At 53.5% G+C, this 13250-nt stretch carries 12 protein-coding genes and 2 pseudogenes; all 14 read left to right on the top strand.

The window, feature by feature from the left end:
* The first annotated feature begins 117 nt into the window (after positions 1-117).
* The 14 genes and pseudogenes from pyrH to rnhB all read left to right on the top strand — a co-directional run bounded on the left by pyrH (position 118) and on the right by rnhB (position 13120).
* Entirely contained in the window at positions 118-831 is a 714-nt protein-coding gene (gene pyrH, locus TKWG_RS09410; protein WP_014750612.1) for a UMP kinase, read from the top strand.
* Positions 832-840: 9 nt separating this feature from the next.
* Positions 841-1401 carry a ribosome recycling factor gene (frr, locus tag TKWG_RS09415; protein ID WP_014750613.1) on the top strand — a complete coding sequence of 187 codons (561 nt, stop codon included), beginning with the start codon at positions 841-843 and terminating at the stop codon, positions 1399-1401.
* Between the two features lie 51 nt (positions 1402-1452).
* Entirely contained in the window at positions 1453-2220 is a 768-nt protein-coding gene (locus TKWG_RS09420) for an isoprenyl transferase (RefSeq protein WP_041709281.1), read from the top strand.
* 10 nt (positions 2221-2230) lie between these two features.
* Positions 2231-3118 carry a phosphatidate cytidylyltransferase gene (locus tag TKWG_RS09425; RefSeq protein ID WP_014750615.1) on the top strand — a complete coding sequence of 296 codons (888 nt, stop codon included), beginning with the start codon at positions 2231-2233 and terminating at the stop codon, positions 3116-3118.
* Positions 3119-3158: 40 nt separating this feature from the next.
* Positions 3159-4331, top strand: coding sequence for a 1-deoxy-D-xylulose-5-phosphate reductoisomerase (dxr, locus tag TKWG_RS09430; protein WP_014750616.1), 1173 nt, complete (start codon positions 3159-3161; stop codon positions 4329-4331).
* A gap of 5 nt (positions 4332-4336) precedes the next feature.
* Positions 4337-4597, top strand: a complete 261-nt coding sequence (locus TKWG_RS25960) for a site-2 protease family protein (protein WP_014750617.1) — start codon at positions 4337-4339, stop codon at positions 4595-4597.
* Complete coding sequence (gene rseP, locus TKWG_RS09435; protein ID WP_014750618.1) at positions 4590-5669, top strand: RIP metalloprotease RseP; 1080 nt, start codon at positions 4590-4592, stop codon at positions 5667-5669. The genes TKWG_RS25960 and rseP overlap by 8 nt, the downstream gene beginning before the upstream one ends.
* Before the next feature lie 113 nt (positions 5670-5782).
* A complete protein-coding gene (gene bamA / locus TKWG_RS09440) occupies positions 5783-8152 on the top strand; it encodes an outer membrane protein assembly factor BamA (protein WP_014750619.1) in 2370 nt (789 codons plus the stop codon).
* Between the two features lie 116 nt (positions 8153-8268).
* On the top strand, positions 8269-8886 hold the full coding sequence (locus tag TKWG_RS09445; RefSeq protein ID WP_014750620.1) for an OmpH family outer membrane protein: 618 nt from the start codon (positions 8269-8271) through the stop codon (positions 8884-8886).
* Positions 8883-9973, top strand: a pseudogene (gene lpxD, locus TKWG_RS09450) (UDP-3-O-(3-hydroxymyristoyl)glucosamine N-acyltransferase). The gene TKWG_RS09445 and the pseudogene lpxD overlap by 4 nt, the downstream one beginning before the upstream one ends.
* A gap of 95 nt (positions 9974-10068) precedes the next feature.
* A pseudogene (gene fabZ / locus TKWG_RS09455) lies at positions 10069-10526 on the top strand (3-hydroxyacyl-ACP dehydratase FabZ).
* Positions 10523-11317: an acyl-ACP--UDP-N-acetylglucosamine O-acyltransferase gene (gene lpxA / locus TKWG_RS09460; protein ID WP_014750622.1), complete on the top strand. Its 795-nt coding sequence runs from the start codon at positions 10523-10525 to the stop codon at positions 11315-11317. The pseudogene fabZ and the gene lpxA overlap by 4 nt, the downstream one beginning before the upstream one ends.
* Positions 11314-12483, top strand: a complete 1170-nt coding sequence (gene lpxB / locus TKWG_RS09465; protein WP_014750623.1) for a lipid-A-disaccharide synthase — start codon at positions 11314-11316, stop codon at positions 12481-12483. Before lpxA ends, lpxB begins: the two co-directional genes overlap by 4 nt.
* Before the next feature lie 34 nt (positions 12484-12517).
* Positions 12518-13120: a ribonuclease HII gene (gene rnhB / locus TKWG_RS09470; RefSeq protein WP_050981713.1), complete on the top strand. Its 603-nt coding sequence runs from the start codon at positions 12518-12520 to the stop codon at positions 13118-13120.
* The last annotated feature ends 130 nt before the right edge of the window (positions 13121-13250 follow it).

Below are 13250 nucleotides of genomic sequence, written 5' to 3' on the forward strand. Positions count from 1 at the left end.
TCACTTACGGGTTGTCAGTGCAAAGAATCCCCTTTTAAGGGGATTCTTTTTGAATTCCGTAAATGTCATAGCCAGAGTGGTTACAATAGCGTGTCAATTTTCAAAGGTAGTTCGGCCATGAGCAGCAAATACAAACGTGTGCTTTTAAAACTTTCGGGTGAAGCGTTAATGGGCGACGACGCCTATGGCATCAACCGCAGCACCATCAATCGCATGACCGGTGAAATCGCTGAAGTTTCCCGCATGGGCGTGGAGCTGGCCATCGTGATCGGTGGCGGCAATATTTTCCGGGGCGTAGCGCCCGGCGCCCAGGGAATGGACCGCGCAACCGCCGACTATATGGGGATGATGGCTACAGTAATGAATGCGCTCGCGCTGCAGGATGCGCTCAAGGCGCATGGCGTGGTCACCCGTGTGCAATCGGCCCTGAATATTGACCAGGTCATCGAACCCTACATCCGCCCCAAGGCGCTGCGTTACCTGGAAGAGAAAAAAGTCGTCATTTTTGCGGCCGGCACCGGTAATCCGTTTTTCACGACCGACACGGCTGCGGCTTTGCGCGGCGCAGAAATAGGCGCAGAAATCGTCCTGAAAGCGACCAAGGTCGATGGTGTCTATTCAGCTGATCCAAACAAGGATCCCACCGCTACGCGCTATTCCCGTATCAGTTTTGACGAAGTTATTACGCGTCGCCTGGAAATCATGGATGCTACAGCATTTGCGCTTTGTCGCGACCAGAAACTGCCTATCAAGGTGTTCAATATCAACAAACCGGGCGCGCTTGCCCGCGCAATTTGCGGTGAAGATGAAGGCACGCTTGTACACGTATAAAGGAAAGAAATGAGTATCTCCGAATTGCAGAAATCGGCCGAGAGCCGCATGAACAAATCACTGGACACCCTTAAAACAAACCTGTCCAAAATCCGCACTGGTCGTGCGCACGCTGGCATTCTGGATCAGGTCAATGTGGACTATTACGGCTCTGCGGTGCCGGTCAGCCAGGTCGCCGCGGTCAATGTTGTTGATGCACGTACACTGAGCGTCCAGCCTTGGGAAAAACAGATGGCGGGCCCGATTGAAAAGGCGATTCGCGAGTCCGATCTGGGTCTCAATCCGGTAGGTATGGGCGAGACGATCCGCGTTCCCATGCCGGCGCTGACCGAAGAGCGTCGCCGTGACCTGGCCAAAGTCGTCAAGAGCGAAGGCGAAGATGCCAAGGTTGCAGTGCGCAATCTGCGTCGCGATGCCAATGACGGCTTCAAGAAATTGCTTAAAGACAAGGAGATTTCTGAAGATGACGATCGTCGCGCTCAGGATGTCATCCAGAAAATGACTGACCGCTTTGTTGCTGAAATCGACAAGGTTGTTACACAGAAAGAAGCCGAAATCATGACGGTTTGATCGTGCCGGCACCTTTCCGACGGCATTGTTTTTAACTGAATAGATCAACTCATGAATCCAAGTTCCACACTCTGCGTTCCAGAGACCGGCAACATCCCCAGGCATATTGCAATAATTATGGACGGAAACGGGCGCTGGGCAACACGCCGGTTCATGCCGCGAACAGCAGGTCATGCAAAAGGCGTGCAGGCGGTGCGGCGGGTTGTGGAATATTGCGGTGCCAATGGTATTGATTACCTGACCTTGTTTGCCTTCAGTTCCGAAAACTGGCGCCGGCCGCAAGAAGAGGTGTCGCTGTTGATGAAGCTTTTTGTGCAGGCGCTGGAAAAGGAAGTTTCCCGTCTGAACAGCAATAACGTTCGATTGCGGGTAGTGGGTGATCTTTCACCCTTTGAGCCTTATTTGCAGAAACTGATTCGTGATGCCGAAACCACCACCAACGGCAACACCGGCCTGACGTTGACTATTGCGGCAAACTACGGAGGACGCTGGGATATCCTGCAGGCATTTCGCAAAATGCTGCAGGCGCACCCGGAATTGGCTCAGGATGCAGCGCAGGTCTCCGAGCAGATGCTTAGCGAATATCTATGTATGAACTGGGCGCCCGAACCGGATTTGTTCATTCGCACTGGCGGCGAGAGTCGCATTTCAAATTTTCTTGTCTGGCAGCTTGCCTATACCGAATTATATTTTACCGACTGTTACTGGCCCGATTTCGGCGCCAAAGACATGGATCGGGCCATCGAGTGGTATCGTGGGCGTGAACGCCGATTTGGCCGAACCAGCGCGCAAATTTCGGATAATTCCCCGTCCGCCTGAAGGAGAGCGCATGTTATTGCAGCGCATCATTACCGCAGTCGTTCTGCTGATCGTTCTGCTGCTGGTCAGTGTTTTTTTTGCGCCGGTATGCTTTCGTATATTTGTCGCCATCGCCAGTGCCATTGCGTTATGGGAATGGCTACGCCTGACCGCCTCGGCCAATGCGGCAAGGATTATCGCCGTTGTTTATCTGCTTGCAGCAGGATGGACTGCGGTCGCGGGCTTTGATGACACGGTAGTGACTGGCACCGGCGCCGTATCCGCTGACATGCCGTGGGCCGGTTGGATCACGCCGATTGCCGTTGCTGTCGCCACCTTGGGGGTGCTATTCTGGACAGTGGCGGTGCCGCTGATTTTGCATCGCGCCGATACGCAGCGTGCGTCCGTTAGTACGCTCAGCAGTCTGGCTGGTATTGTTGTTATTGGCGGGAGCGCGCTCGCTCTGGCGATGCTGCATCAACAGCACGGCGTCTGGTTCATTTTTTCGTTCCTGGGCGTGATCTGGTGTGCAGATACCTTTGCTTATTTTGGCGGCAAGCATTTTGGCGGCGCCAGGCTGGCGCCGGCCATCAGTCCGGGAAAAACCCGCTCGGGTGCGATCTGCGGTTTGATTGCAGCGGTCGTGTGGATGCTCGTCACCATGTATATCGATAGCAGCTTTGCCAGCTATGTGCACCAGTATTTTCCCGTGCCTCTTGTGCTGTTGGTTGGGGCTGTACTGGCAACGTATTCCATGATCGGCGATTTGTACGAGTCGCTGATCAAGCGCCGTGCAGGCATCAAGGATTCAAGCAATCTTTTGCCGGGACATGGCGGAGTTTGGGATCGGTTCGATTCGATTCTCTCGGTCACCCCGCTGGTCCTTGCGCTATGGATGTTGATCCGGCATTTTCATTAACGGCGCTTGCGCCCAAACACTTTTCCGGAAAAGAAAGTCCATGCAGAATATTACGATTTTCGGAGCAACCGGCTCGATTGGCGACAGTACCCTTGATATTGTGCGCCGGCATCCAGACCGATTCAGCGTGTATGCGCTCAGTGCCCAGCGACGCATGCAGAAACTGGCTCAGCTTGCGTTAGAGTTTTCGGCCAAAGTGGTCATTGTTCCTGACGTCGACGCTGTAGATGCGTTTCGTGAGCACTGGCCTGCCCAGCGGCTGCTGCCTGAAATCAGGATGGGTGAACGCGGCTTGTGTGAAACTGCCAGGGATCCCGAAACAGATTGTGTAGTAGCGGCCATTGTGGGAATCGCTGGCCTGGCTTCGGCGTTCGAAGCGGCGCAGGCGGGCAAGCGTATTTTGCTGGCCAACAAAGAAGCGCTGGTTGCTGCAGGTTCACTATTTATGCACACAGTGCAAACCCATAACGCGCAATTATTGCCGGTCGATAGCGAACACAATGCCATTTTTCAATGCCTGCAAAATGGCAGGGAAAAGCAGCAAATACAACGGTTGATTCTTACTGCTTCGGGCGGCCCATTTCGTGATACAGCCATTAGCGAACTGGACCATGTAACGCCAGAACAGGCTTGCCGTCATCCGAACTGGAGTATGGGACAGAAGATTTCCGTGGATTCGGCAACGATGCTCAATAAAGGCCTGGAGGTGATCGAGGCGCACTTTCTGTTCGGCCTGGCGCCCGACAAGATTGATGTGGTCATTCATCCAGAGAGCACGGTGCACTCCATGGTCGAGTTTATTGACGGTTCGCTGCTGGCGCAGTTGGGCAACACGGATATGCGTATTCCGATTTCCTATGTCATGGGATACCCTGAGCGCATTGAAAGCAATACGCCTGCCTTTGATCTGCGCAAGCTGCAGCAGCTGAATTTCTCGCTCCCCGATTTTGCACGATTTCCCTGTCTGAAGCTGGCCTTTGACGCGTTGCACGCAGGGCAGGCCGAGTGCATTGCCCTGAATGCCGCAAACGAAATCGCCGTCGCCCATTTTCTGCGGGGCGGCTTGCGTTTCACCCAAATTGCAGCTGTGATTGAGCGGGCGCTGGACTGGCAAAGCGGCCAGAGCAGCTCGATCGGCCACATTGATGATGTTTTCCAGCTTGACCTCCTGATACGCGAACGCGCCAGTGCGTTTTTACCTGCTTCGGTTTGACTATTATGCTTTCCAGTATTGTTTTTTTCATTGTCACGATCAGTATCGTGGTGGTTTTTCATGAGCTGGGGCACTACCTGGCAGCACGCTTTTGTGGTGTTCATGTCGAACGGTTTTCACTTGGCTTTGGCAAAGTGTTGCTTAGCCGGCGCGATGCCCGAGGTACGGAATGGGTCATTTCGGCGTTGCCGCTGGGCGGCTACGTAAAGCCCCTGGCTGAACCCGATACCGGTGCCATGGCACGGCTGGCAGGGCGCCATGAGTGAAAAATCTCCCTGGCAGCGCATGCTGATTTTTGCTGCGGGTCCGGCCTTCAGCCTGTTGCTGGGCATTCTCATTTATTCGGTTATGTATATGGCGGGCAGCAACGTGCCTCAGGCGATCCTGGGCGCGCCGGCTGCCGGAACCCCGGCCCAGGTTGCGGGCGTCAAGAAGGGTGATCGGGTGATCGGAATCAATGGCAGCAACATCGATTCCTGGACCCAGTTGCAGCAACAATTGCTGGAACCCATGATTCTGGGTCAGTCGGTCACATTGCAATTGCGGGACCAAAGCAATAGCGATCGCGACGTGACGATCGCCTTGCTGCCGGCCCCGAAGGATCTCGAAGGGGTCAATCTGTCCACGCTGAACGGGCTCGATATTGACGCGCCGCCGCCCAGTGCTGCGCAGGTTATCGCCGGCGGCGCCGGAGAGGCTGCCGGAATGAAGCAGGGGGATGTCATTGTACAGGCGGGCGCTCGTACCGATCTGAATGCGCGTGCATTTATCGAGGAAATCGAGAAAAATGCGGGCCAGCGTGTGCCGCTGGTTGTGTTGCGCGATGGCCAGCGCCTGGCGCTCAATGTAACGCCACGCCCGACAAAAGGCCCCGATGGCGTTTCGCAGGGTAAAATCGGCGTGGCGTTGCAGTCGGGCTATCCAATGACATTCGTGCGCTACGGGTTGTTTGAAAGTGTGGCCCTGGCCACCACGAGAACGCTTGATACCGCCTGGTTTTCAGTGAAAATGCTGGGCAAAATGGTGATCGGGCAGGTGTCCTGGAAAAATATCAGCGGGCCTGTCACCATTGCCGACTACGCGGGCAAATCAGCCAGCCTGGGGTTCGAGCGATTCATTGAGTTTATTGCGCTGATCACCATTAGTATCGGTGTGCTCAATCTTATTCCGATTCCCGGCCTGGATGGCGGGCAAATGCTGTTTGCTTTTTTCGAAATTGTGCGGGGTCGTCCTTTGCCGGCATTTGTGCAGGAGAAGGGCCTGGCATTTGGTTATATGCTGTTGCTCGCCCTGATGGTGGTGGCATTTCTCAATGATGTCATGAGAATTACCGGGTAACGCCAGGTAACGCCGCTAACGTATTAACATACAAGGAAAATTGCTGACAAGACGCTGTGTTCTGGCATACAATTTAGCGCTTATGCATATCCGAATCCACAAGGAAAGTCCGAATGTCTTTGAGACAGCTTAGTTCAATGAAAAAGAAAGCGATCCCGGCTCTGATCGCGATGCTCATTCTTCCGCAAGCATCTTTTGCATTTGCGCCATTCGTGGTGCAGGATATTCAGGTAAAAGGATTGCGCAGTACCGATCCGGCTACCCTGTTCAATTACGTTCCAGCCCGTGTTGGTAAACAGTTTACAGAAGAGCAGGCCACAGATTCGGTCAAACGGCTTTATGCCACAGGCCTGTTCAATGATGTCAATATTTCCACGCGTAACCGTATCGTATATGTGAATGTGGTAGAGCGCCCGGTTATTTCATCGGTCACGTTCGACGGAATGAAGGCATTCGATAGCAAAACCATTACTGAAACACTGTCCGGTGTTGGCTTCGGTGCAGGTCGGGCTTATGATGAAGCCTTGCTTGAGCGCGCCAAAAACGAGATCCGCTCGCAATATGTTTCAAAGGGCCATTACGGTACCGAAGTCAATTCAGCCATCACCCCTTTGCCCAATAATCGGGTTGGCATCAGCTTTAATGTGCAGGAAAGCAGCATTTCCCGTATCCGGGACATCCATTTTGTAGGTAATGAAGCGTTTTCCGAAGGAACACTGCGTGACCAGATGGATATGACCACACCGGGTTATATGACCTGGTATACAGGTTCGGACAAATATTCGCGTGAAAAACTGGATAAGGATACTGAGTCTATCCGCAAATATTACCTTGATCGCGGCTATCTGGATTTTTCAATGGATTCGCCACAGGTCAATATCACCCCTGATCGTGAAGATATTTCAATCAACCTGACCGTCAACGAAGGCAAACCGTACAAGCTGCGCAAAGTACAGCTGGCGGGGAATCTGATGGGGCTGAACAACGAACTGCAGGCGCTGATCGAACCCAAGCCCGGTGAAACGTACAGTGAAGAACGGGCACAGAAAACCACCGATGCCATCAAGAGCTATCTGGGTGGTCTGGGTTATGCGTTTGCCAACGTTAATGCCAATCCGGTGACCGATAAGGAAACCCAGGAAGCTGACCTGACCTTTTTTGTGGATCCTGGTCGCCGCGTATATGTAAACCGTATCAATATTGGCGGCAACGTACGTACGCGTGATGAAGTTATCCGTCGTGAAATGCGTCAGCAGGAAGCGGGATGGTATGACGAAAACCGACTTTCCCAATCCAAGGATCGGGTCAATCGCCTGGGTTATTTCAACAGCGTTGACGTAACCCAGATGCCGGTTGCCGGCACAGACGACCAGGTTGACGTGAATGTAGACGTCAAGGAAAAACCAACAGGCCTGATCAATCTTGGTGTGGGCTACGGTACTACCGACAAGCTGTCGTTTACCGCAGGCATCAGCCAGGAAAACGTTTTTGGTTCCGGCACCGATCTTGGTTTGCAGGTCAATACCAGCAAACGTCAACGTAATATCAGCCTGACCCACACAGACCCTTACTGGACAACCAGTGGTATCAGTCGTACGACCTCGCTGTATTACCGTACCGAAACACCGCTAAACTATAACGTTGAGCAGGACGAAGATTCTTACCGCACCCGTACGATCGGCCTGGGCATGAACTTTGGCGTACCTATTTCCGAAAATGACCGGATTATCATGGGCGCTACATTCGAGAACAGCAAAATTACTTTGCCGGGCGAAAACTCCGGCTATCTGATTCCCAAGGCGTATCGTGACTTTGTAGATGATTATGGCGAGTCTACCAATGTGCTGATGCTCAATCTGGGCTGGAGAAAGGATACCCGTGACAATGCGCTGGCACCAACGCGCGGCTATCTGAGCTCCGTACAAGGTACACTGGGCGTGGGTGACCTGAAATATTATATGTTAAGCGCTCAACAGCAGTATTACCTGCCCCTGGGCAAGGACTACACGCTGGCGTTCAATCTGAGTGCCGACTATGGTCGTTCACTGTCCAAGGACAAGCCATTCCCTGTCATCAAGAACATCTATGCCGGTGGTATCGGCTCGGTGCGCGGTTATGAAGGCGCTTCCCTGGGTGCGCGCGATCCGGTATCCGGGGATTATCTGGGTGGCTCAACCCGGGTTGTTGGTAATGTACAATTGTATCTTCCATTCCCCGGCACGCATAATGACCGCACATTGCGCTGGTTTGTCTTTGCCGATGCTGGTAAGGTGGGAACAACAGGCAAGGCAAGCTGCACCACTGGTAATGCTGATGAAGGCGGGATTGTCGAAGATCCTTGCGGCTGGCGTTATTCGGCCGGTGTGGGTCTGTCTTGGCAGTCACCGTTGGGGCCGTTGGAAATTTCTTACGCCCATCCGATCAGTCCCAAGCCTGGTGATAACAAGCAGAAATTCCAATTCCAGATTGGTACGTCATTTTGATTCTATTGCCGTAAGTAGTCTGCTGTAACACGTCTGCAGTCGCCCCAAGCGGGCGGCAGACGTCATTGCCTGCTTTTTAACGCTATAATCAATTTTTTCTCTGAAGGTTAATGTATATGAGTTTTAGCTTGGCACATACGAAGTTCAACAAACGCACAATTAACCAGTTGCTTGTGGCTACTGTGCTCGGCGTTTCTGCATCTTCTGTTGCATTTGCACAAACTGCCGGCAAAGCTGCAGACAAAAAACCGGCAAATGCGTCTTCAGCATCAGCCGCGACTGAAAGTGCTCCGGTTTCCAATATCAAAATTGGTTTCGTCAATACGGAAAAGATCCTGCGCGATTCAGCACCCGCGAAAGACGCCCAGACTAAAATCGAAGGCGAATTCAAAAAACGCGATGCTGAACTTCAGAAGCTGGCCGGTACGCTGCGCACCAAATACGAAAGTTTCGACAAGAACGCGCCCGTCATGTCCGATGCTGATCGGACCAAGGCCCAGCGCGAACTGTCCGATCTTGATACCGACCTGCAGCGCAAGCGTCGCGAGTTCCAGGAAGACTTTAATCGTCGCCGTAACGAAGCCTTTTCCGGTATTGTCGAGAAAGCAAACGCAGCGATCAAAAACATTGCTGAAAAACAGAATTACGATCTGATCGTGCAGGATGCGGTAACTGTCAGTCCACGTATTGATATCACCGATACTGTTATCAAAGCTCTCGACAACGGTAAATAAACATGGCGCAGGATCCTGAGACTGTTCACGCGGTAACGCTGGACCGCCTGCTTAGCGCAGCCGATACACAGGTCTGGAGTGGGAAATAAAAAATCCACAGGGCAGGGCGATGCCGGTCATCACTGGCATCGCATCCCTGACGCATGCCACTGTGCAATCCATCAGTTTTCTTTCCAATCCCAAGTTCTTCGAACAACTGGCCACCACCAAGGCCGCAGCGGTTATGCTGCCAGCTCGGGCACTTGAGCACCTCCCATCGCAAACACCATTTCTGGTGGTCTGCTGCGAAGATCCATACCTGCTGTATTCCCGCCTGAGTCAATGGTTTGAAAAACAGCGCCTGGCAGGGCTGTCGCGCAACATCCATCCAACGGCCGTTATCCACGAAAGCGCCCGCATCGGCAATAACGTTGCCATCGGTCCGCATGTCGTCATCGAAGAAAACGTGCAGATCGGCGACGGCGTCACCATTGGCCCCGCGTGCGTTATTGGCCGTGATTGTCATATCGGTGCCGAGAGCCTGCTACATGCCCGCGTGACGTTTTATGCCGATGTTCGCCTGGGCGAGCGCTGCATTATCCACAGTGGCGCGGTATTGGGTGCTGACGGCTTCGGTTTTGCCCCGGACGCTACGCGCGAGCCAGGTGGCTGGTCCAAAATAATCCAGTTTGGCGGCGTCGTTCTTGGCAACGATGTTGAGGTTGGCGCCAATACGACGATCGACCGCGGTGCGCTGGACGATACCGTCATCGGCAATGACGTGAAGCTGGATAATCTGATCATGCTCGGGCACAACGTGCAGATTGGCGACCATACGGCGATGGCCGGCTGCGTGGGAATCGCAGGTTCTACGACCATCGGCAAACGCTGCACTATTGCTGGTGCGGCCATGCTGTCGGGACACATTACACTGGGCGACGATGTGCACATTTCCGGCGCGACGAGTGTCATGTCCGATATCAGCAAGCCGGGGCGCTATACAGGCGTCTTTCCGATGGCCGAACATACCGTATGGCAGAAAAATGCCGCGGTCCTGTTGCAGCTGGCTCAATTGCGCCGCCGCATCCGCGATCTCGAAAAGCCCTAATATCCCGATCGTTGCCGAAGGCTCGCTATTTTTCGGTGAAATTGTCTAAAATACCCCCATCCCTATAACCATAGATTTTAATTACAGGATTATTCATGCAAGTAGATATTCAAAGCATTATGGCGCGGCTTCCACATCGCTATCCTATGCTGCTTGTAGACAGAGTCCTGGAAATGGTACCTGGAAAAAGCATTATTGCCATCAAGAATGTCACCATTAACGAGCCGTTTTTCAACGGGCATTTTCCCGGTCGGCCCGTCATGCCCGGAGTGCTGATTATTGAAGCGCTGGCTCAGGCTGCGGCGATATTTTCTTTTGCAGAAGAAGATGGCTCCTGCAAACAGGATATTTCGCGCAAGCCTATTACCTGGTGGGTGTAGACGGTGCGCGTTTTCGCAAGCCGGTGGTTCCGGGGGACCAGCTTCAGCTGGAGGTTACTGCTGACCGCGTCAGCAAAGTCATCTGTAAATACAGCGCGCGTGCCACCGTGGACGGGGCAGTTGTAGCTGAAGCTGCGATTATGTGCGCGATTCGTGATCTGGACGAGCAATGACCAAACTTATTGATTCCACCGCCATTATTCATGATGGCGCAAAACTGCATCCTTCGGTGAAGGTGGGCGCCTATTCCATTATCCACAGCAACGTCACTATCGGTGAGGGCACCGTTGTTGGCGAACATTGCGTCATAGATGGTCTGACAACAATTGGCAAAAACAATGTGTTCTACCGTTTTTGTTCGATCGGCGGCAACCCGCAGGACAAGAAATATTCAGGTGAACAAACGTCGCTGGAAATTGGCGATTGCAACACTATCCGCGAGTTTGTGACCATCAATACCGGGACGGCACAGGATGTGGGTACCACTCGCCTGGGGGATGACAACTGGATCATGGCGTACGTACATATCGCTCATGATTGCCAGATCGGCAGCCACACCATTCTGGCCAATTCCGTGCAACTGGCCGGCCACATTCATATTGACGACTGGGCCATTGTTGGCGGCAGCTCCGCTGCACATCAATACATTCATATTGGTGCCCACTCCATGACCGGCGGCATGAGTGCAATTCGCCAGGACATTCCTCCTTATATTCTGGGCGCTGGCCAACCCTATCGACCCGCGGGTATCAATTCCGAAGGGCTAAAGCGTCGCGGATTCACGCCAGAACAGATTCATGCCATCAAAGACGCCTATAAGATCATTTATATGCGCAAGCTGAGTACGGCTGACGCTGCCGAGGAAATCGTGCGCTATCAGCAGGATCATCCTGATACCGCCAGCGTGCTCGATCCGTTCGTGAGCTTCTTCGAAACAGCCTCGCGTGGCGTTAGCCGGGGATGAGTCTGGTCTTGTCGATGGTGGCGGGCGAACCTTCCGGTGATCTGCTCGCCTCCAGGATCATACAAGGTATTCGCGCGCGCGATCCGGGGCTGCAGGTCTCGGGAATCGGTGGTCCTGAGATGCAGCAGCAGGGCATGCAGTTGCTGTATCCGATGGACGATCTGTCCGTATTCGGATATGTAGATGCGCTCAAAAACCTCCCCCGGCTTATCCATACGCATTTGCGTTTTCGTTCCTCGGTACTGAAGCTGAGGCCGGACGTCTTTGTTGGTGTAGACGCGCCCGATTTTAATCTTCGTCTTGAGCACCATCTTCGCCAGCGCGGCATTCCAACTGTTCATTTTGTCGGACCATCCATTTGGGCATGGCGCTACGAAAGAATTCACAAGATCCGCGCCGCCGTGTCCCACATGCTGGTGCTGTTTCCCTTTGAGGAAGAAATCTATCGCAAGGAAGGCGTACCGGTAACCTATGTCGGCCATCCGCTGGCTGCGCAGATTCCGGCGCAACCCGATAAAATACGAGCGCGACTACGGCTGGGCATGGACCCGGACGGTGCCGTACTGGCCATTTTGCCCGGCAGCCGCGCCTCGGAAATAGCCGAGCTGGCTCCGCGCTTTTTGCAGGCGGCGAGTCTGCTGCAAAAAGACGACCCGTCGCTGCGGTTTATTGTGCCACTGGTCAATGAGGCCCGTCAGGCCCAGTTCAATGCGATTGCCGAACGCCATCCAGTGAAAAACCTGCAGTGTTTTCGCAGTCGTGTGGCTGATCAGCCCATCGCCTGGGACATTATGGAGGCGTGCGACGCGGCGCTGGTTGCCAGTGGCACGGCGACACTGGAAACTGCGCTATTTCAGCGACCCATGGTTATTTCCTATGTGCTTACACCGCTGATGCGACGGCTGATGGAGTGGAAAGCCGGTCAGGCGGGGCCTACGCTGCCGTGGGTTGGCCTGCCCAATGTGCTGCTGCGTGAATTCGCGGTGCCCGAGTTGCTGCAGGAAGCGGCCACTCCCGTTAATCTGGCTAACGCATGCGTACGGGCACTGACTGACACAACATATATTGAACAAACCGAAGCGAAATTTCGCCAGTTGCATCGCGAGCTCAATCGCGACACGGCAACACTGGCTGCGGAGGCGATTCTTGCGACAGCGAACGGCTGACCTCTCTTTGTTTGGCAATCTGCCTTTGCCGCGCATGACTGCGGGTATCGACGAAGCGGGCAGGGGGCCGTTGGCCGGGGATGTCTTCGCTGCCGCAGTTATTCTGGATCCTGGCCGTCGTATCAATGGGCTGGCTGACTCAAAAACACTGACCGCAGCCAAGCGTGAAAGCCTGGCACTGCGCATTCGTGACAAAGCGCTGGCTTGGTCCATCGCCAGCGCCAGCGTTGCGGAAATAGACCAGTTGAATATTCTGGGCGCCACCATGCTGGCCATGAGACGTGCATTCGAAGGGCTGGGGGCTTCTTATGACCAACAGCGCGCAGAATTGGTATTGATTGACGGGAACCAGGTACCAAAGGGGCTGGGTGTGCCATGCCACGCCGTGATCAAAGGTGATGCCTTGCATGCATGCATTTCCGCTGCATCCATATTGGCAAAAACAGCCAGGGATGCGCAACTGCTGCAATTGCATGTTCAGTATCCTCAATATGCATTTGATCAGCATAAAGGCTATGGCACCGCGCTGCATCTGGCTCGACTGAAAGTGCACGGACCCTGTCCGGTGCATCGTAGTACATTTGCGCCAGTTCGAACCCTTATATCGTTACAGACAAACGAGGGCGTTTTGGCGTAAAATTGGAGTTATTCTCTCAACATACATGCGTGTAATTTGTTTGATTGAGCCTTTAAATGTCTGTAAATTGGCTTCAGAATGCACCGAAAATCGGTTTTTTATCCTGAAACGTGTACTAAATATAACATTG

The sequence above is a fragment of the Advenella kashmirensis WT001 genome, assembly GCF_000219915.2.
GTDB classification, from domain to species: domain Bacteria; phylum Pseudomonadota; class Gammaproteobacteria; order Burkholderiales; family Burkholderiaceae_B; genus Advenella; species Advenella kashmirensis.